The 21,306-nt window shown below is 41.3% G+C and carries 15 protein-coding genes; 3 read left to right on the top strand and 12 right to left on the bottom strand.

Features of this window, described 5'->3' with window-relative positions:
- Position 1 precedes the first annotated feature (1 nt).
- On the top strand, positions 2–1,060 hold the full coding sequence (locus tag J8Z25_RS07660) for a DUF481 domain-containing protein (RefSeq protein ID WP_250661933.1): 1,059 nt from the start codon (positions 2–4) through the stop codon (positions 1,058–1,060).
- Positions 1,061–1,133: 73 nt separating this feature from the next.
- Here J8Z25_RS07660 and J8Z25_RS07655 read toward each other — a convergent pair whose 3' ends face one another.
- From J8Z25_RS07655 to J8Z25_RS07630, 6 genes are all read right to left on the bottom strand, one after another.
- On the bottom strand, positions 1,134–3,287 hold the full coding sequence (locus J8Z25_RS07655; RefSeq protein ID WP_250661932.1) for a prolyl oligopeptidase family serine peptidase: 2,154 nt from the start codon (positions 3,285–3,287) through the stop codon (positions 1,134–1,136).
- A gap of 167 nt (positions 3,288–3,454) precedes the next feature.
- On the bottom strand, positions 3,455–4,456 hold the full coding sequence (locus J8Z25_RS07650) for a branched-chain amino acid aminotransferase (protein ID WP_284693412.1): 1,002 nt from the start codon (positions 4,454–4,456) through the stop codon (positions 3,455–3,457).
- Positions 4,457–4,634: 178 nt separating this feature from the next.
- A complete protein-coding gene (locus J8Z25_RS07645) occupies positions 4,635–5,423 on the bottom strand; it encodes an SDR family oxidoreductase (protein ID WP_130051683.1) in 789 nt (262 codons plus the stop codon).
- A 21-nt stretch (positions 5,424–5,444) separates the two neighbouring features.
- On the bottom strand, positions 5,445–5,948 hold the full coding sequence (locus tag J8Z25_RS07640) for an Mpo1 family 2-hydroxy fatty acid dioxygenase (RefSeq protein WP_130051684.1): 504 nt from the start codon (positions 5,946–5,948) through the stop codon (positions 5,445–5,447).
- 105 nt (positions 5,949–6,053) lie between these two features.
- Positions 6,054–6,458, bottom strand: a complete 405-nt coding sequence (locus tag J8Z25_RS07635) for a V-type ATPase subunit a family protein (RefSeq protein WP_250661930.1) — start codon at positions 6,456–6,458, stop codon at positions 6,054–6,056.
- Positions 6,459–6,512: 54 nt separating this feature from the next.
- Positions 6,513–7,175 (bottom strand): Crp/Fnr family transcriptional regulator, encoded by a 663-nt coding sequence (locus J8Z25_RS07630; RefSeq protein WP_130051686.1) that lies wholly within the window; start codon positions 7,173–7,175, stop codon positions 6,513–6,515.
- 317 nt (positions 7,176–7,492) lie between these two features.
- On the opposite strand from J8Z25_RS07630, the gene J8Z25_RS07625 reads away from it, so the two are divergent.
- A complete protein-coding gene (locus J8Z25_RS07625; RefSeq protein ID WP_130051688.1) occupies positions 7,493–8,782 on the top strand; it encodes an amidohydrolase in 1,290 nt (429 codons plus the stop codon).
- A gap of 117 nt (positions 8,783–8,899) precedes the next feature.
- Positions 8,900–9,529 carry a trimeric intracellular cation channel family protein gene (locus J8Z25_RS07620; RefSeq protein ID WP_130051689.1) on the top strand — a complete coding sequence of 210 codons (630 nt, stop codon included), beginning with the start codon at positions 8,900–8,902 and terminating at the stop codon, positions 9,527–9,529.
- On the opposite strand, the gene J8Z25_RS07615 is transcribed toward J8Z25_RS07620, so the two are convergent.
- From J8Z25_RS07615 to J8Z25_RS07590, 6 genes are all read right to left on the bottom strand, one after another.
- Positions 9,526–9,981 (bottom strand): GNAT family N-acetyltransferase, encoded by a 456-nt coding sequence (locus J8Z25_RS07615; RefSeq protein WP_167658845.1) that lies wholly within the window; start codon positions 9,979–9,981, stop codon positions 9,526–9,528. The two genes, J8Z25_RS07620 and J8Z25_RS07615, sit on opposite strands and share 4 nt — an antisense overlap.
- The gene (recD, locus tag J8Z25_RS07610) at positions 9,968–12,061 is read right to left on the bottom strand and encodes an exodeoxyribonuclease V subunit alpha (protein WP_502934600.1); all 2,094 of its coding nucleotides are present in this window, start codon (positions 12,059–12,061) and stop codon (positions 9,968–9,970) included. The genes J8Z25_RS07615 and recD overlap by 14 nt, the downstream gene beginning before the upstream one ends.
- Before the next feature lie 5 nt (positions 12,062–12,066).
- Complete coding sequence (gene recB, locus J8Z25_RS07605) at positions 12,067–15,642, bottom strand: exodeoxyribonuclease V subunit beta (RefSeq protein ID WP_250661928.1); 3,576 nt, start codon at positions 15,640–15,642, stop codon at positions 12,067–12,069.
- A complete protein-coding gene (recC, locus tag J8Z25_RS07600; protein ID WP_239977436.1) occupies positions 15,629–18,952 on the bottom strand; it encodes an exodeoxyribonuclease V subunit gamma in 3,324 nt (1,107 codons plus the stop codon). The genes recB and recC overlap by 14 nt, the downstream gene beginning before the upstream one ends.
- A 140-nt stretch (positions 18,953–19,092) precedes the next feature.
- On the bottom strand, positions 19,093–20,154 hold the full coding sequence (locus tag J8Z25_RS07595; RefSeq protein ID WP_502934596.1) for an alkaline phosphatase D family protein: 1,062 nt from the start codon (positions 20,152–20,154) through the stop codon (positions 19,093–19,095).
- Positions 20,151–21,278 (bottom strand): alkaline phosphatase family protein, encoded by a 1,128-nt coding sequence (locus tag J8Z25_RS07590; protein ID WP_250661927.1) that lies wholly within the window; start codon positions 21,276–21,278, stop codon positions 20,151–20,153. The genes J8Z25_RS07595 and J8Z25_RS07590 overlap by 4 nt, the downstream gene beginning before the upstream one ends.
- Positions 21,279–21,306 lie beyond the last annotated feature (28 nt).

The raw sequence follows: 21,306 nt of genomic DNA, 5'->3' as shown, positions 1-21,306 counted from the left end.
AATGGTAAGTACATTTACCTGCTATAGCGCAGAACAACTTCCTGATCCGTTACTTGAAGAGCGAAATTTAATAATTAAAGATGCTTCTCGATTTGATTGGATACGACTAAACTCTGGTGAGTGGCTTAAAGGTGAACTTGTCTCAATGTATGATAAAGAGATCGAGTTCGATAGTGATGTGCTCGACACATTAATAATCGATCGTGAAGATGTCTACATGATTATCTCTGACCGCCACCATACAGTTCGTTTTAACGATGGGAAGGAGCTCAGCGGTGCACTTAATATATCCGGTGGTTTTATCAAAGTGGGTGAACAACCTGCTAAGTACCGTTATCGCGATTTAGTCTCTATTGCTCCTTCAGTAGAAAGTGAACTTAGTGCATGGACTATAAAATTGTCGATGGGTGCAGATTTAGCTCGCGGTAATACTGACCAAACTGAGTATTCTGTTAAAGCTGATATCAAACGCCGTACTGCATCTAGTCGTTTTTTATCTGAAATTTTGGGCTACCGGACTACCAGCGATAATCAAGTTACTAAAAACAACATTCGTGCTAACGGCACTTATGACTGGTTTTATACACAAAAAATGTATTACCGCCCTATTTTCTTTGAGTACTATCGTGATCCGTTCCAAAATATCGCTAATAAATACACTGTGGGCGCAGGTGTTGGTTACTATGTAATGGATACAGATAAAACAGAATGGGATTTTACAGCAGGGCCAGCATACCAAAAAACGCAATTTGACACTGTTGCTGAAGGCGAAGATGAAAGCAACTCATCAATGTCTTGGTTCATAGCTACAAATTATGAATTAGAAGTAACCAAGAAAATTGATTTTTCACTTAATTATCGTTATTTGACGGCTAATAGTGACGCCGGGGGTGATTCACAATATGCAATGGCTGCGTTTGAATTTGAGATCACAGATGATATCGATTTTGACATGTCATTAGTATGGGATTACTTAGCCGACCCTATTGCCGATGAAAACGGTGTGGTACCAGAAAAAGAAGATTACAAAATGATTTTCGCACTGGGAATAGATTTATAAAAGTTAATTTGATGGATATATAAACGCCGAGCTTAAGCTCGGCGTTTTCAATGTTTGTTAAGCAAACACTTCCTTATAGCGATTTAATACCCATGTTATAGAGGGTAAAGCCATAAATATCAGCATATTGGTCGATGATCTTACTTGTTGGCGTACCTGCACCATGCCCAGCATTTGTTTCAATGCGAATAAGATATGGGTTTTGTTTCGCACCTTTTTCTTGCAGTTCAGCAGCAAACTTAAATGAATGCGCAGGCACTACACGGTCATCATGGTCCCCTGTTGTCACTAAGGTTGCCGGGTAGCTAACACCCGCTTTAACATTGTGCACAGGTGAGTAGCCTTTTAAGTAATCGAACATTTCTTTACTTTGTTCACTGGTGCCGTAGTCATACGCCCAACCAGCACCCGCTGTAAAGGTGTGGTAACGCAGCATATCTAAAACACCTACAGCAGGTAACGCGACTTTAAATAACTCAGGGCGCTGTGTCATAACCGCACCAACTAACAAGCCACCATTAGAGCCACCACGTACCGCCAGATAATCAGGTGAGCTGTATTGTTTTTTGTTTAAATACTCAGCCGCCGCAATAAAGTCATCAAATACATTTTGCTTCTTAAGCTGTGTACCATTTACATGCCAATCTTTACCGTATTCGCCACCACCACGAATATTAGCAACAGCATAAACACCACCATGCTCAAGCCATGCAGCAACTGTCGGGCTGTAACTTGGCGTTAAACTTACATTAAAGCCACCGTAGCCATATAAGATAGTTGGATTTTTACCATTAAGCTCAGTGCCTTTCTTGTACGAAATAATCATCGGAACTTTAGTGCCATCTTTCGATGTGTAGAACACTTGTTCTGAAGTATATTCTTCGCTGTTAAATTTAGCGCCTGACTTGCGATACACATCAGACTCGCCAGACTCAACATTAAACGAGTAAATGTTGCCTGGTGTGGTGTAATTAGTGAATGAATAATACAGTGTTGGTGCATCATGTTTACCGCTAAAGCCATACGCGGTACCCACACCTGGTAAGCTGATATCACGCACAAGTTTACCTGATTTATCGTATTGCTTTACTTGCGATATAGCATCAACCATATACTTAGCAAAGAAGTAATTACCGCCCTTTGAAATGCTCAATACATTCTCAGTTTCAGGGATTAAATCTTGCCAGTTGTCAGGACTTGGATCAGCAGCATCCACAGTAACAACACGCTTATTTGGTGCGTTTAAGTTAGTCACTAAATAAAGCTTTGTACCGTCATTATCTATAATTGATGTATCTGAGTCTGTATTATCTAAAATTGTCACTAACTTGCTATCAGGCTTAGTTAAATCTTTGATAAATAACTTATTACCTGATGTCGAAGTGCTTGCAGCAATAATTAAATAGCGATTGTCACGAGTAACCTCAGCACCAATATAGCGATGTTTCTGTGCTTCTGTGCCACCATAAATTAATTGGTCATCAGCTTGCGCTGTGCCTAATTTGTGATAATAAACTTTATGTTGATCCGTTTTTGCAGAAAGCTCACTTCCTTTTGGCTTATCGTAGCTTGAGTAATAGAAGCCTTCATTACCAAACCAAGAGATACCGCTGAATTTAACATCGACTAATGCCACTTCAATAGGCTGTTTTGTTGCCGTATCAATAATAATGATTTTACGCCAGTCACTACCACCTTCAGAAATTTGATAGGCAGCTAAGGTGCCGTCTTCTGTAAAAGTTAAGCCCGACATTGATGTTGTTCCATCAGCACTGAAGGTATTAGGGTCTAAGAAAACTTCAGCTTCTGAGTCACCTTTTTTACGATACACCACGTACTGATTTTGCAGGCCATCGTTTTTATAAAAATAAGTGTACTCACCTTCTTTGAATGGAGCTGTCACTTTTTCATAATTCATTAACTTTTCGAGTGTAGTTTTAAGTTCATCGCGATAAGGAATATTTTTTAGATAAGAAAAAGTAACGTCATTTTCGGCTTTTACCCACTGTGCAGTTTCGTCGCTCATATCGTCTTCTAACCAACGATATGGATCGGCTACTTTCTCACCGAAGTATTCGTCGACAACATTGCCTTTTTTAGTTTCTGGATAATTCACAGCAGCTTTAACCTCTGCAGTTTTTACTGTTTGTTCTGTTTTTGTAGGGGTAGATTCACCGCAACCCGCCAATGCAACAACAATTGCACATGCTAATGTTTTCTTGATCATAGTCACTTTACTTTTAGTTATTGTTAATGAAATGAAAGTAAAATTAATACATTAGAATGTCTAGTTATTTGCGGTTAATCACGAAATGCGCTGTAAACCAATGTAAAAACAAAAAGCCACGCATTGGCGTGGCTCTTATAATTTTACACAAGTAAACACTCTTGAGATTATACTTTTGTTAACCAACCATGTGTATCTGCTGATTTACCCCATTGAATATCATTCAATGCTTGACGTAATTTAGCGACTTTCTCACCCGGCTCACCCGAACCTACTTTAAACTCTTGGTCGTTATGAATAAGCGTACCAACCGAAGTAAGTACCGCAGCAGTACCCGATAACGCTGCTTCAGTTCCTGGCTTAGCAGCTCTTTCAAGCAACTCAGAAACGGTAAAATTACGCTCAGATACCGTCATACCTAAATCTTTCGCAATCGTTAAAATACTATTACGCGTCACGCCGTGTAAGAATGTGCTATCAAGCGCTTTTGTGATGATTTCATCACCATCAATTAGAATAAAGTTTGCAGCACCAGTCTCTTGAACATCGCCACCTGGGCAGAACAAAATTTGGTCTGCTTGATGTTCTGAACGAGCCTCTAAGATTGGGCCTAATGCACTTGCGTAGTTACCACCACTTTTAACCATACCCATGTGTGGAGCACAGCGCATGCCGTCTTTTTCAAGTAATACGCGTAATGCCGTTGCACCACCTGAAAAATAATCACCCACTGGCGAAAGTAATACATAAAGAAGTGAGCTCATTGACGGTGCAGCGGCTTTACCAATTGCTGCTTCTGTACCAATGTGAGTTGGGCGAATATACATAGAACCCGGAGGTGTTGGTGTTTCGTCTGCGTACTCTTTTACAATGTCTTTGATCATTTGCTCGAGCATGCTTTCTTCAAAGTCAGGTAAGTTTAGTAACTTAGAGCTTTGTTTCATACGAGCAATGTTAGCATCCATACGAAAGATATAGACCGAGCCATCTTCGTGACGAAATGCTTTTAATCCTTCAAAACAGGTGCTTGAGTAATGTAATACGTGAGCACCCGCATGTAATTCGATTTTATCAGATGGGACCAGCGCGCTTTCACTCCATAAGTTATCAGCAAAACGTGCTTGGATCATTTGTGGCATAAATACAGTACCAAATGCGGCCATTGTTATTCTCTCTTGTTTGGACTACTTTTACCCCATTGTAAGCTAATCTATCCCCGTTTAACCATAGCAAACTAGTGCCTTTTATAGATTATAGTGATAATAATTCGACCGTTTGGTACAAAAAATGTGCAAGCCAAGTTGCACATTGTTTACTGAGAATCATTTACTAATAAATAATAGCGAATTATCGGTAATTCATTTTTGCCGTTAGCCGATTAAAGAAGCTCGGAAAGAAGCGCTTAATGGTCGGTGCTAAACCACTTATGCCTTCACCAATTACAACCTCATCTTTTTCAGCTTCAATGGCTTTAATCATTTTTGCAGCGGCTTTAGCGACATCCATGCCGTTCTCAATTGAATGCTCTGGCTTATTTTGTGGCTTACCTTGGCCATCTAATGAGTTATGTGCAATGGCTGTTTTAATTGAACCTGGGCAAATGGTCAGGCAATTAATGTTTTTATCAGCTAATTCTGCTCTTAAGCAATCCATGAAGCCGACTACCGCATACTTAGAGCCCGAATAACCAGTTCTAAACTTCGAACCAACTTTACCTGCGACACTACTAATTGAAACCACCATCCCCATACCTTGCTTCACCATTTGCGGTACGACCGCCTTAGTTAAGGCAATTAAACCAAAGTAATTCACTTCCATCAGTTGGCGATAAACCGTAAATTCATTTTCTAAAAATAAGCTACGCTGCGACACCCCACCGTTATTGATAAGCACATCAACTTGGCCAAGTCGCTCTATCACCGTAGGCATATCTTCAAGTAAGGCTTCGGGTTTTGCCAAATCAAGGGGGACTACGTGATGATTACCACCGAGTCGTTTATTCAGCTTATTGAGTTTATCTTCATTGCGGGCAGACAATATTAGCGTTGCCCCTTTTGCCGCCAGTTGCTCACAAAGTGCTTCACCAATTCCAGAAGATGCCCCAGTTACCCAAACTGTTTTACCATTTAATTGCATGTGTGTTCCTTATTATTGTTGTTATGCTTTGTTAGGCCCAGCATGTTGTTCGATATAATCAGCAATATCTTTATAAAAACCAAGCATAATCAAGAACTCGGCTAATACAAATAAAGGCCCTATTACCAAACCAATTAAATCGTCAACAAAGGCTGGCTTTTTACCTTCAAAATAATGACCAATAAACTGAAAAACCCAACCAACAACGAAACTGCCAATACTTACGGCTAGCCATAATTGTGTTGAAAGCGACACCACAGGCTCAGCAGCAATGCTTAACACACTTAAGCATACAGCCATAATTAACCCCATCGATAAACTAAGCATTAAGTAATAGAGACAGGTGAGCCCAATCACCACGGTTGCTAAAGAGATGACAACAGGCTCAGAGATAAGCGTGACGCGTTGCAATAAACAAATAATTGCAAACACAATTAATGGAATGCCAATAAAGTGGGTGTAAATATTGCGTTTAGAACGGTGATAAAGGGCGTAATTTGTCAGTTGTTGTTTTAATGTTTTCATTATATTTTCCTGCCAAAACTGTGTTCAAAACTCAGATTAGCAGATAATTTACTAGCAAGAATGTCAACTATCCGACATTTTAACTAGCTCTATTAAACTCGCATATCAAATCAGCGCATCAATTATCTTGCCTTTGTCGGCCTCTGGCTGCATATCCATGCGTTCGCGTCCTTTTTGATATTCTTCATCAAGCATCGCTTGCAGCTCATTCATTTTTTCTTGCAGTGCTTTGGTGTCGGCACCTTGTTGCTGCATTTGTTCGGCAAGTTTTTCTATTTGCGCTTTTATTTCGTCAATTTTCTCTTTATCAACACCGAGTCGCTGATAAACCAAGGCTTCTTGCGCCTGTGCTAGAAAAGAGCTGGGCTGTGAGTGCTTTTGCAACAGTTGTTGTGCTGAAGATGCAGGCGTATGCATGGCCTTTACACCCTCAGGGCGGGCCGTTTGCGACAGCTTAGTAGCAGCCGAAGTGTGATAAGGGTTATATTGATTATGAAACGTAATTGCCACAAGTTGTCTTCCGTTTAAGCTTGATTACAGCTTTGTAGCAATTTTAGTTCCAAACTAGCATTGAGATTGCAATTTATCGATATCAATTATTTCAATCGTTTGATATTTAAGATTAATAATTGAATCAGCTTGCAGGGATTGCAAAATTTGATTAACAGTTTGCCGTGTTAGATAGGTCATATCGGCAAGTTGTTGCTGAGTAAGCGGCAAACAGTTTTGTAGTGATGACTGATAAAGCATGTATAAGCGCTTAATCACCTTTTGCTTTGCCGTTAGTAATGCGTGATCTTCTAATGAATCAAACAGATTTCGCACTTTGTTAGTAAGCAACAGCCCAAAATCATGCCAATAAGCGGGATGATCTTGTAATAACTGAGTTAATGCCCGTTCTGATACGTGTAAAAGCCTTACCGTAGTTTGTGCATAAACATCGTGGGTGCGTTGACCACCATCAAACAAAGCAACTTCACCAAACCACATTGCACTGGTTACAAAACTGAGTACAGCTTCTTTGCCTTGGTTATTAACGCCAGAAACTCTAAGCACGCCATTAATAACACAATACAGACCATTATTTTCATCACCACGCAAAAACAATGCATCACCGGCATTTAAGGTGATTAATTTAGCATTTTTTACTAGCTTGTCCCTAAATAATTGTGCTCGATTTTTAAACCATTTATCTTGGTTAATAACCGAAAGGTCTTGTTCATTCAAGTGTTTATCCTTTACATTGGTGTAGTGTGCATATATCCAAGCCACCTCAAAATGCAGAATTCAGCGTTTCACAGGTGCTTAATATCAAGGCGTTACTTTGCAAGAATGGCATTCCCTTTTAAGAAGTAACAACGATGAGAGTAAGTGCCTGCGAAGCGCCCAACGGGTTGGTTTAAAAGCGATTTATACTGCGTTATTGATTTTAACAATAGAACATCTATTACTTGCAATCAATGCCTTGCCTAAACCGCTTTTATTTCCAACTGAAACTCGAATTTTGAGGTTGTTTGGATATCTAAATAATAAAAGGATACGGGATGTTAAACAAACTACTTTCGACCAGCCTACTTCTCAGTGCTATTTCTACCCCTGCATTTGCTAGTGATATTAATACTGAACTTAAATCTGCAAATAAAAGCGTCAGCGAAAAAGTCATTAAATGGCGCCGACATTTACACCAAAACCCAGAACTTAGTAACCGTGAGTTTGAAACTGCCAAATACGTAGCTAAGCATTTACGCTCTTTAGGCCTTGAAGTGCAAACAGGTGTTGCTCATACAGGTGTCGTTGCCAAACTCAAAGGTGGTAAAAAAGGTCCGCTTATTGCGCTGCGTGCTGATATGGATGCATTACCTGTTAAAGAGCAAGTAGATTTACCATTCGCGTCAACTCAAACGGCTGAATACAAAGGTAATACAGTTGGCGTAATGCATGCCTGCGGTCATGATAACCATGTGGCTATTTTAATGGCGGCAGCGGAGTCTTTAGTTAAAATTAAAGACCAACTAGCAGGTGATATTCTATTTGTCTTCCAACCTGCTGAAGAAGGTGCTCCAGAGGGCGAAGAAGGCGGTGCTGAGCTTATGCTTAAAGAAGGCTTATTTAAAGAAAAGCCAGAAGCCGTATTTGGTTTACACGTAACCAGCTCACTTAATACCGGACAAATTGGTTTTCGTGAAGGGCCGTTAATGGCCAGCGCCGATAAATTTACAATCACAGTAAAAGGCCGCCAAACTCACGGTTCTCGTCCTTGGAATGGTGTTGACCCAATTGTAGCTTCATCACAAATTATTATGGCAACTCAAACCATTGCTTCACGCCAAGTTGATGTAACCAAAGCGCCTTCAGTGGTTTCATTTGGTGCCATTAATGGTGGTATACGTAACAACATCATCCCAGATCAAGTTGAAATGGTTGGCACAATTCGTACCTTTGACCAAGAAATGCGCGCTGACATTAAAAAACGTTTAGCTAAAACCGCTGAGATGGTGGCTGAATCTGGTGGCGCAGAAGCGCATGTTCACATTGACCATGGTTACCCAGTAACAGTGAACGATGTTGAACTTACCAAGAAAATGGCCCCAACACTTGCAGGTGTGGTTGGCAAAGAAAACCTGATCACAACCCCACTTATCACAGGTGCAGAAGACTTTAGTTACTACGCCTTAGAAACACCAGGAATGTTCTTTTTCTTAGGTGTAACACCAAAAGGTCAAGATGCTGTTACAGCGCCAAGTAATCATTCACCACACTTTTTTGCAGACGAGAAAGCTTTACAGCTTGGAGTAAATGCAATGACGCAATTAGTGATTGATTACCTTAAATAATCAATACTCTCATACCGGCGGGTAACATCATTACCCGCCCTATTTTCTTATCTGTTCAGCATCAATAAAGTTCATTTTGCTAAGGTTAACTTACTATCAAATAGGTAAGGAAGCCTCATGACATCAGAATACTTTCACTTTTTAAGCATTATCGGTGTAGCATTTTTTGCAATCTCAGGCACCTTACTGGGTCATGAAAAAAGTGTCGGTGGTTTTGGTGTGGTGGTGGTTGCTACGGTAACAGCAATAGGAGGTGGAACATTACGCGATATTTTGCTCAATAAGCCGGTCTTTTGGATAGCCCAACCAGATTATTTATATGCTACTTACATTGCCATTTTTGCCTCCATTTTATCGATTCGTCATTTACCCGATTTAAGTAACACCACCATGTTGTTAATGGATGCCGTAGGTATGGCAATTTTCAATATTATCGGTATAGAAAAGGCACTAATAGAAGGAGCTGATATGGTTGTTGCAATTACTATGGGCATGACCACCGGTATTTTTGGTGGCTTGATGCGCGATGTAATTTGCCGAGAAGTGCCTCTAGTTATGGGTGAAGAGCTTTATTCAACCGCTTGCTTATCGGGAGGGTTAACCTATGCAGCCTTATTCACCCTTGAGGTAAGTTATATTTGGTGCATTATTGGCGCATTTGCTGTGACGGTATTTTTAAGATTAGGCGCCATCCATTTTGGTTGGCAACCTAACCTGTTTCGTAAAAGCAGCTTTAAACGCTCTTAGCAGGTCATATAAATACACCCGTCGAGTGGCATGTCAGCTGGGTACTGGGTTTGTATAAAACCCAGTTTCTCATAGGCCGTTTTAGCAAGGGTATTGTGGGTATACACAAACAAAGACAAGCTATCGCACTGCAACTGCTGTTTACCCTGCTCTCCCAGTAAATTTATCAGCACTTTTGCAAGACCTTTGCCACGCTCGCTTGGCGCGATAACTAACCGCCCTAAATGACAACGCCCTTCACGTAAATAGTATTGACCAAACCCAAGCATCTGGCCATCGCCATTAACCAACGCGTAGGAATTCAGCGCATCTAGGTTTAAATCTTTTTTAAAGCTTTGTGTATCAAATGGATAGTTAAAAAATGGCCCTGACCAAATACGCAGTTCTGCCTCTGTGTTAAACCAATCCATTAACTGGTTAAGTTGGACGTCGGTTACTTTAACGAGCTTCATGTTTTAACCTATCGTATAAACCTGATGCACGAGTAACAGATTTATTCATTGCCATTAGCAATACATTTTTATCGGCCACCAGCTCAAATGTGGTTTTCGCGCGGGTGATCCCCGTGTAAACCAACTGTCTGTTAATCCCCTGATTAGCCTGTTTAATTGGCGGTAAAATCATCGCGGTGTAAGCAAACTCTGAGCCTTGCGACTTATGAATAGTCATTGCATATACTTTATCGTGAGCGGGTAAACGTGCTGGTGAAAAGGCACGAATGTTTTCTTGTTCATCAATAAACATGGCTTTTAACTGACCTTGCTCATCATGCATTAAAATACCTATGTCGCCATTAAACAGTTTTAACTGATAGTCGTTTTGGCTGATCATTATTGGCATACCCACATAGTGCCTTTGATATGGCGCAATTAAGCCTTGTTGAGTAAGTGCTTTTTCAATACGCTGATTAAGGCTATTTACTCCATAATCTCCCTCTCTGACGGCAGCTAGTAACTGATAATGCGCAAATGCTTTATGCACACTGGCTACACTTGCCCCTTGCTGGATAAGATGCAAATAATCGTGGTATTGCAAAGCCGCTTGCTGCACAAAATACTCAATCGGTTTACTGATTACACTGTAATTAAGTTTAAGGTCTTTAAAACAGCCTTGATTAATCGTTTGCTCAACGTAGCCCAGTAAGCCACTGTTATTGGTATTTACAGCTTGTGCTAATTGACCAATACCGCTGCTGCCGTCAAAACGATAACTTTGCTGTAAAAACGCAATACAATCGTTAAGTACAAAATGGCTGCTCGCCGCGGGTATAGCGCTCTGATTATTAAAACAAACGCGATTAAGCTGCGCAGCTCTTTCACTGCTGTAATCAGGCATTTTGCCAAGCTCTAACCCTTGGCATAGGTCACTAAGAATACTGCCCGTATCAACCGAAGCTAATTGGTCTTTATCGCCAAGTAAAATAAGCCTTGCATGACTAGGTAGTGCTTCGATTAGTTTTGCCATAAGCGACAAATCAACCATCGATGCTTCATCAATAATCAGAACATCTAAATGCAGCGGGTTACGCTTGTTATGGCGAAACTTATTAGTATGTGGAATAACGCCAAGTAAGCGGTGAATCGTTTGCGCACTGTCTGGAATAAGTGGCGCGATATTCTCAGGGATCATACTGAGCTTTTGCTTCGCCCCTAAAATCGACTCGGTTAAACGAGCTGCAGCTTTACCTGTCGGTGCAACCAGCTTTATTGTTAGCGGTGCACTGGCATACAAAGATTGTAATATGGCTAGTAGCTTAGTTACCGTGGTGGTTTTACCGGTACCCGGACCGCCAGTGATCACACTAAAGCCTTTTGTTGCAGCTATCGCACAGGCTACTTTTTGCCAGTTTAATGTTTTAATAGGATCGCTTGGGTTGGTTGTATGTTCACTGTTTGGAAAATACACCTCAAGTAATGCCTTTAATGCAGCTTCATCAAGGGTGAGCTCTTTCGTTGCTAAATGATGTAAACGCAATGCCAGTGTGGTTTCGTACTCTGCCAAACGGGCAAAGTAAAGTTTATTAGCAAACAATAGCAGTGGCTTGTCGTCCCCTACGCACTCAGCATTCATTAGTCTATTAACGGCCTCAGTAAGATCAAATTCCATATCAAACGGCGTTAAAACCTCAGGGGCTGCGATACTGGCATCACCTAAGCTTTGCTGTTTAATTTCAAACGGATTTTGCCAGTTTATATTAGCCAGCTCTAAACAGCTGTGCTGACTTTGCTGCGCTGCCGCAAGCAATAAAATCAGGTAAAAAACCTCACTGTGCGCTGTATCGTTTTTCTCTATCAGTGTTTGTGAACCGGTTAAAAGCTCTGCGAGCTTAACATCAACCAAGCGAATACGTTTTGCCTCAAGCAAATAACTCAATAGAGGCTGAGTTTTAACTTCTATAGCAGGCAACGCTGAATCGTTTTCAACATGTTTCGTTGATTGTTCTGCTTGTTGATTTTTACTAGCCTGTTCATTACTGTTTGATTGCTTATTCATAGGCTCGTGGGGTTCATGATCATCAAAGCCGAATGTCATTTGACTCATAGCATGGCTCCTTGTGCGAATAAGCTATCAAGCTCAGATATTTGCTGTTTCGTTAGCTGATTAAAGTACACCCCTTGCCCTTCGCTCATACCACGTAAGAAGGTGTAGTAAACACCGCCTAAATGCGTGTCGCTATCGTAATCTTGAATACGTTGCTTTAATAAACGGTGTAGTGCCACGGTATAAATTAAATACTGCAAATGATACTGATGACTGGTCATAGCTTGCTCTAGTTGCTCATGTTGGTAGTCAGCCGCACTATTACCTAAAAAGTTCGATTTATAATCAAGAATATAATACTTACCCTGCCAGCAAAATATTAAATCTATGAAGCCTTTTAGTAAGCCTTGCACCTCACTAAAATCAAGCTGTCCTGGTAATTTAAAATGTTGCACCAACACTTGATTAAGCTTATCGCTTGAAAGCGAGAACAACGGTAAATTAAATTCCATTTCGACCAAACACGTATCAGGTTCAAGTACTGATAAACTAAGCCCTTTATCGTTTAATGGGCAGTTCAATGCTGCTAGGATCCACTGCTCTGTCATTTCCTGCCAGCTATCATCAATATGGTATTTTTCAAATAATTTTTTGATCACTTTATCAAGTGCATGGTCGTCTTGCTCAGTGGCTGGACGCTTTAACGCATAAGGGTCGGTAAAGTCCAATTGTTCAAATATTTCATGTAAACAACTACCCGGCTTTGCGCCTTTAGGAAAGCTGTAAGGTGTTATAGCATTTGCATTTTGGGCTAAAAACTCATCTTTTGCGTGGTCTTCATCACTGCGCCCAAGTTCAATGTGGTCAGTATGCTTTTTCAGCGTTAAGCTACTAAAGCTGGTTGAGCGCCAATCACGCTGGATCTCTGCTTTTACAGTATTTACTTTATAGACTGGTTCTCTGTCAGAACTGCCTAATCTTAGCTTTTCAAGCTCATCTGCTTGGGTAAATACCTCATAGTGCATGTGCGCTGAGCCATTACAAAATTCTTGTAACAATGCTCGCCATTCATCGCCCGATTTAACATCTAACCCTGCAAATAATACGTGGCCAATGCTAGTACTTTGAATGCCCGGACGAGCACTGCGACCTTGCGCAATGTTATACATCCCCACTGAGCAAAAATGCACGGCACGAGTCAGCGCCACATAGAGCAATCGTAAATCTTCAGCCAAGCGCTCTTGCTCTGCTTTTTGCATTGCATCATCACTTTTAGCAAGATCATAAATCAACTTACCGTCTTTATGATAAAGGGCTTCTTTGCTTTCGCGATAACCACAGGCAAAAGGCATGAATACAATCGGGTACTCTAAGCCTTTTGAGGCGTGCATGGTGACAATTTTCACCAAATTAGCATCGCTTTCTAGGCGTACTTGCACCGCTTCACCATCTTGTTGACTGACTTTTTGCGCAAACCAACGCAGCAATCTATGGGTTCCCTCAAGCTCAATTTGCTTTTGCTGTAAAATTTCCCCTAAATGGCGGAAATCGGTAAGCCAGCGTTCAACATTGTAACCTAAGCCTTGCCAACGCGCTGCGAGCTGATTATGGCTTAATAAACGTTCGAGCATCGCCATGGCGCCTTGTTTATGCCAAATATGGGCAAGCTGAGCAAAAAAGTTTAGATGCTCTTGCCATGCACTTTCATTTTCGTGAAGTTCATAAATGCGGTTGTAGCTTAAGCAAAACAATGGCCCGGCAAGTACACCACGCAGTAATGACTCATCATACTGACCATGTAATGCTGTTAAAAAGTTAAGTAAATGGTGGCTAAGCTCTTGGTTAAAAACACTATCACGCGACAAATACACGCTGGCAATGGTAGCTTCTGCAAGTGCGGCTTTCATCAGCTGTGCTTCGTTTCGATCTCGCACTAACACACAGATATCGGCAGCAGTAAGTGGTTTTCCTGCAATAGTCGCATCGCCTGCATCAGCTTGCTTGAGTAGCTCAGTGATTTTTTTCGTATACTGCAAAGCTAATGCCTGTTGAGCCACCCCTTTGCTAGTTGGCTTGTTGTTCGCTTCTGCGTATTCATCAACAAAAACCGAAAATTCAAACGCACTGGGCATTTCACCGTTTATTAAAAACGCTTTGTCTTGCTGTTTTCCTTTTGCATTAACCTTTTGAAATGGGATTGCGTCGTTGTAAATAAAGCTATTGTCATTTTTAGCAAATAAGCGGTTTACGCTATCAACAACCCCTTCACTTGAGCGGTAGTTGGTATCTAGGGTGTATTGTTTGTCCTCTGAAACAGCTTGTTTTGCGCCTATATAAGTAAAAATATCTGCACCACGGAAACCATAAATAGCCTGTTTAGGGTCGCCTATCATGGCAAGGGTGGTGTTTTTAATGCCATAAATGCGGCTAAAAATGCCATATTGAACGGGGTCGGTATCTTGGAATTCGTCTATCATGGCAACCGGAAACAAGGCGGCAATTTTTTCACTTAACGCTTTGCCTTGCTCACTTAAAAGCGCCTGATGCAAGTTACTTAATAAGTCATCAGGGGTGATCACGCCTTGCTCTTGCTTACGTTTAACTAATGCATTTGCCACCCATTTAGCAGCATATTGCACTATCGCAATATTCAATCCGTTGTTGATAAGGCTACTCAGTTTGGCCATTTCATCAAACTGAGCCACCATTGCATGACTAAGCAAACTGCCGTTTTTCTTGTAATTTGCAGGATCGTTTAAACTCTCTGAGCCCCATACTTCAAACGAGTATTTACTGGTACCAAATACAAAAAACAACTCATCATTGTTTAGGTATTCTTCAAGCGCTGCAAGGCTGTTTTTGCGACCTGGGGTTTTTGAGCCACTTAAATCAGATGCTTTTACAGCATTAATAAACTCACTCTCAAGGCACGCCTTTTTAAATGCCGGTACTTTTGCCACAAAGTTGTCGCGAGCTTGCCATATATCGTCAAGGTCATACTCGGGGGTGATTGTTGCCCCTTGCTTGTTGAGTAAACTCACTACCTGTGAATACAGTGATGCAGGCACTGGGAAAATATCGGTAATTGCTTGCGTGCGCTCTTTTGATTGTGGGTAGACAAAGGCACGCCAAAAGTCATTGAGGGTTTCTTGAATAAGCTCACGCTCATCTAAAATAAACTCTAAGTTAAACGCCACACCTGATTCAAAAGCATGTTGTTTCAGCATTCGCTGACAAAAGCCATGAATAGTGAATATAGCGGCTTCATCCATCGACTTCGCCGCGGCGTCTAACAAATCAAATGCCGCGTGTTTATCAGTCACCTCGTTAATCACTTGCTCAATCAGCTCATCATCGGGCTTTTTACCAAGCAGAGCATCTCTGGCATTGATTATACGCGCCCGCACACGGTCTTTAATTTCTTGCGTTGCAGCCTCTGTGAAGGTCACCACCAGTATTTGCTCAACACTCAGCGGCGTATTTAATTGTTCATCTTCACCGGTCGCTTTTTGTAAGCCCAACAAATACCGTAAATACAAACCAGTGATGGTGTAAGTTTTACCCGTACCAGCACTGGCTTCAATAAGGCTTTGCCCACACAGCGCCATACTCATTGGATTAAGCGTTTGCATGATCTGCCTCCTGTGCTAATTCAACTAGTGGCGATAACAGCAGCTCGCTCCATTTAATAAACTCTTCTTCACAGTCTTTTAGGCTCTTTATGGTTAAACGAATATACGGGTTTTCGCCTTCACCCATGCCTATGTATTGCGGCGCGAATTTATTGTTTGCTTTGACCATATCTTTATCTGTTTTTATATACTCGTAGCCACTGACTGGGAAAAACGCCACTGGGCGAGTTAAAAGCGTTTCATAGAGCGAGAACCAATCGTTTAAATACTTGCGGGCATCGTCTTCTGACAAAGGTGAAAAACTAATTTGCTTGTCTAAACCAAGAATGAGGGTTTCAACTGACTGGCCCATTATTTGCGCCGCTAAATGATGCACAAAGCCCCTAATAACATCTTTTGCTTTAATACTGGCGGTGCGATAAAACACCTGTTTTTGACCATATATATGATTTAACCAACCTTCTAATCTGGTGTTGGCAATTTTAATATTTACTTCAACGGGTAATGCTTCATCACCTTGAATATGCGCTTTTACTTGCCCTGCAAGAGCATCGACTCGGTGCTGCATACTTTCGAACACTAAGTCACCAACGTGTGCTTGCGGTAATTCACCACGCTGCATAATTTGCGCTTGGTTTAGGGGCATTTCTTGAATACTGGCTTCGAGAATTTCGTCTAGATAAAAGTAGCGACGTAACGCGTCTAAGCTAAACGGCTCTTCATCTTTAGCAATATCGTTAAATTGCGGCAAGCGTAAACCCAAGCTTTGCTGATAAAAGCTCTCGTGAGGCTGGCAAATACTGCGAATAAACTGACTTAACTCAACGCTACTTTCTGGCTGAACATTAAGCGCTTGCTGAGGCTCAGGATTGACACTTTGAGTTGGCATCCAAACAGGATTATAGCTATGTAATTGTGTTGCTAATGGTTTGTCTGCTTTTTGCTTATCATCACTTTTCTCTGTCAGATAATAGGCTGGGTTGAATGGCTGTAAGTGCTGATAATTAATCAGCGCCTCTGGAAGCTTTAAGTCTGTTTCTTGATCTGCAAATTCAAAACTACGTGCTATGTATTCTAGCAGTTCGCTCACTAAGGTTGACGGCATTCTTGGTTGGTTATCAAAGCATGAGCGACCAATATAACTGATGTATAGATTCTCACGAGCACTTAAAATCGCTTCTAAAAACAGGTAACGGTCGTCGAGTTTACGAGAACGGTCCCCTTTTTGGCGTTTTGAGTAAGGTACTAAGTCAAAACCAATTGGCTGAACTGTTCGCGGATAATCGGCATCATTTAAACCCAGCATACACACTACTTTAAATGGCACAGCCCGCATTGGCATCAAGGTACAAAAGTTAACTTGTCCCACTAAAAAGCGCTGCCCTACGCCTTTTTCTTGAATACCTTGTTTAACAAGGTAACTAACAATGCGCTGCGAAACGTTTTGTTGATAATCGCCATTTTCATAATGCTTGATCAGCGTATCAAGTACTTTTTGTAGGACTAATAAATCCCAGCTTTGCTCTCCTTCATCACTGTATACTTCACCTAATAACTCTTTTAGCGTTTCTGCTTTTTCATTGAGTGGTGCATCAGCTTGTAGCTTGGTTTTATAACGTGCCAGTACGTCAATAAATTCAATCAGTTTATTCAGCGTGTTTAGTGCCATGCCTTCCACTTCATCGGCACTGTAAATGCCCGAGAAAGGCAACTGTTCATCACGTTGTGCAACACCCAATAGCAAGCGGTTTAAACCGTGTTGCCAAGTATTTAAATCAATCGCAGGTAAGCCAAAACTGTCTTTGTGAGCTGCATCTAAGCCCCATTTTACGCCAACACGTTCAAGCCAAAAACCAATTTGCTCATATTCATGCGGTTCGAGATTAAATTTCTCAGCAATTTGCGTGACTTGCAGTAAATCAAGAATGTCAGACACACCAAAGCGTGAGTAAGGTAAATCGGCTAAACTTGCAAACGAGCTTAACACGGGCTTTTCTTGTTCTATAGCTAAATCAGCTAACGCATAAGGAATAAAGCGTCGCCCCTCTGCACCACCAAACACCGCTTCAATGTACGGGCTGTATGTGCCAACATCTGGCATCATTACAATAATATCTTTAGGTGTTAACTCTTTATTTTCATTAAATAAATTAAGCAAGTAATCGTGTAGTCGTTCTACTTCACGAAGTGGCGTGTGACAATCGCTAAGCACAATGCTGGTATCATCTGACTGAATTGGCAGTTTGCCTTCGTCATTGATGAACCATTCTTTATCAGGCGTTAGTGACTCACCCTTAAAGGCTAATTGGTAAATCTCAGACTGAATTTGTGATAACAAACTGTCATCAAAATCGTTATCGAATCCGTCAAGCCACTGCGCATCTAATTGCAGTAACTGCTCAAAATAGTCTCGGCCTAATTTACCCCACGATGAGAGTAACGGGTTACCGATAAAAAAGTACTCGTGATCAGGGTTTTTCGCACTGTCTTCAAGTGCTTGTAACTGCGGGCGTTTAGCATATTTAGCGGTAATTTTGGCTGCTGTTTTTTCATCGAGTGTATCGCCCCAGTAATGTTCACTAGGGTTAAAGAAAAACAAAAATACCTGCGTTTTTTTCGCAATGGCCTGAAACACTTCAAGCTGGCTACTCGCAATTGCAGAAATACCAAATAAACTAATACGCTCAGGTAATAGGCTTGCGTCCATTTTTTCAAGGGCTGCAAGGAGTTTGTCTTGCATGTTGGCGCGGTGATATTGGCTTTGCCCTAGTTCTTTACTATGCGCGACCAGCTTACGCCAAAGATCTGGCTGCCATGGTGCAATGCCTACATCAACATCATCAAGCTCATCGATGCCCTGCTCCCAAGTTGCAATCCAATTAGGACGATACATTAAATATTGGTCATAAACGTCGGCAATTTTCTCGCACAAGGCAAACGTTTTTTGCCCTTCAGTGTCACCATCTAAATAGGTTTTGAGTGGTAAATACAGCGGCTCATCAATGCAGTTTGGTAAAATCGCAAACAGCTTCCAAGCAAGATTAGCTTTGTTATACGGTGATTCACTTGGTACATCGGGCAACAATTGCTGATAAAGCTGCCAAATAAAACTCGAAGGTAGCGGAAAATCAACCTGAGCAGCAATCCCTAAGTGTTCACTTAAGCCTATTTTTAGCCACTGCGACATACCCGGTGACTGCACAAGCACAATTTCTTTTTTAAAGGGGCTCGTTAATGGATTAACTTTAAGAAGAGCGTGAAACCGCGCTTGCAGTGCTTCCATGCGATTTGATTGAATTATATTCAGCACTTTACACTGTCCTTGCTTGAAACTAACTAATTGACACAGTGTAAGATATTTTAATTAGATGGGATAGAGAGAAATACCCGCAAACAGGGCTTAATCCATGTTTCCGGGTATTAGATGCGGGTATGCGCTGGAGGCAATATTTACTGGTATGGGCTTATCGTCGATAACGCGAACTCGGTGTGCATTATCTCATCACCCTTGATACCTTTAAGCGCAATGCGAATGGTAGGGTCTGCTTTTTGCCAATCAATTGTTAAATCGCCGTAGTTAACCTCATGAGTATAAGCACCTACACGGTGTTTATTTGGGCTAACATCTTTCCACTTTTCTGTAAGTCCTGAGCTGGTCATCTCGTACAATGGGTAGTCAAGGTTTTGTTGATACTTTGACAGCTCACCCCAGTGGGTATCACCACTGACAATAATCACACCGTTTACTTTATGCTTTTTGATAAGCGCAAATAAGCGCTCACGATCAGCAGGATAATTAGCCCATGACTCCCAGCCTGTAAAATCAGCCAATAGCTGTAAGCTTGATGCAATGATTTTTATCTTTTCATCAGACTTGAGCTCTTGTTCGAGCCATTGCCATTGGTTTTCACCTAGCATAGAGGCATTTTTATCGGTTGTTGGGCTATAAGGCCCTTGTTTTGCGGGTTTTCGTTCAAGTTGATAGGTCTTCGCCGATACATGATTTAAAGGCGCGCGATTAAAACGTAAGTCAGGCATGATGACTTTTACAGTTTGCTCACCTTCACCGTAAGTGTACGAGGTGTAAATGCCATCTTCACGAGTTCTACGAGCTGAATCCGCTGGCTCTTGCCAAAAGTCGAGCATGATTTTTCGTGACTGTTGTTTTTTGGGGTATTCGCTGCCAGCGTCATTTTCGCCATAATCATGGTCATCCCACATGGCAATTATTGGCGTATTCGCACGTAATGTTTTAAAGCCCGGCTTTTGCCCTAAACGTTGATATTTATCTGCAAGCACCGACATATCTTCGGTATCACCATAAATATTATCGCCAAGGAACATAAATAGATCTGCTTGCTCTTTGTTAATAGCATCAAAAATAGGAATTTGCTTGTCTTGATGACCACACGAGCCAAACAAAATTTTACTTGGCGCGGCAATCGCACTCACACTACTAACCAGCATTAACCCTGATAAGGCGCTTCTAAAAAAGCTAAGTGTAAAACTCATTTTAAGATCTCCTTAATCGGCGCTGCCATTTTCGGGTTAACTTGCTGACTGTTGACGCCTAAAATGCTCAGTACAGTTGCAGCCACTTGCGCTTGTTTGAGCTCATTGTTTGGCTTAATTAAGCCAGTTGCTTTTATATCTGGGCCAATTGCCGCTAGCCAAATATGGTCAGAGCCAACAATGCCGTTTGGAAAACGTTGCTTACCTTGCTCTGAACGTGCCAAAGCACGCTTCGAACTATGATGTTGCCAATCATCAGCATGGCTGCCACGGCCATGATCGGTAGTAATAATCAATGTGGTATTGTCTTTATAGCCGGGCGTTTGTTGTATTGTTTGCCAAAGGTCACGAATAAACGCATCACTTTGCTTAGCTGATTTTAGATAGGCATCGTATTTACCGTTATGGGCAAAGTCATCGGTTTCCCCCAAGCTAATAACAAGCAAACGCGGCTGTTTATTTAATAAATATTGTTTGGCAAATCGGTAGGTAAAGCTGTCGAGGCGAACATTGTGCCAAGGACTCGGAATTTCGCTTTGCATTTGGTTTAGTAAACTAACCTCCTCTGATTTCACCGCATCAAAGGATTCAAAGCCAGCATTAACAAAAACCTCACTTCGCTCGCGGTTTACAATGTAAGGAAACACATCCCAGCTGCCAAAAAGTGCGGTTTTACCTTTAAATTCAGGCTGAGTATTTAAACTCTCTAAAATGGTTTTATTCGGGTTAGAAACTTTATCGTTACTATCGATATTTTCATCTACAATGCCGGTTAAAATTTCACTGTAACCTGGGTATGAGAAGTACCATGGGTTACTTACCGACATCAATGAACCTTGAGTTCTATCGCCAATCAAAACGCCCTGCTTTGCCAATGTGTCACTAAAAAATGGCATTAACGCTTTAGTTCGCTGTGCTTGGTCATTTCGCCAAAAAAGCGCCTTTAGTTCATCTGTATCTTCTACAAAATCACTGTTATTAATTAAATTTTTATCTGCCCCAGAGAACACTTCTTGCCAGCGAAGCCCATCAAGAGTTACAAGCACAACATTGTCAGCAGCTTTAATGCTTAAGCTTAATAGTGATGCTGCAACCACTGCTGTGGCTAAAATTAATTTTTTCATATTTCACCTGCAAAAAAGCCCACCAAAG

This window comes from Pseudoalteromonas sp. SCSIO 43101 (assembly GCF_023650775.1).
Classification (GTDB): Bacteria; Pseudomonadota; Gammaproteobacteria; order Enterobacterales; family Alteromonadaceae; genus Pseudoalteromonas; species Pseudoalteromonas apostichopi.
This window is presented reverse-complemented; position numbering and strand designations above follow the sequence as displayed.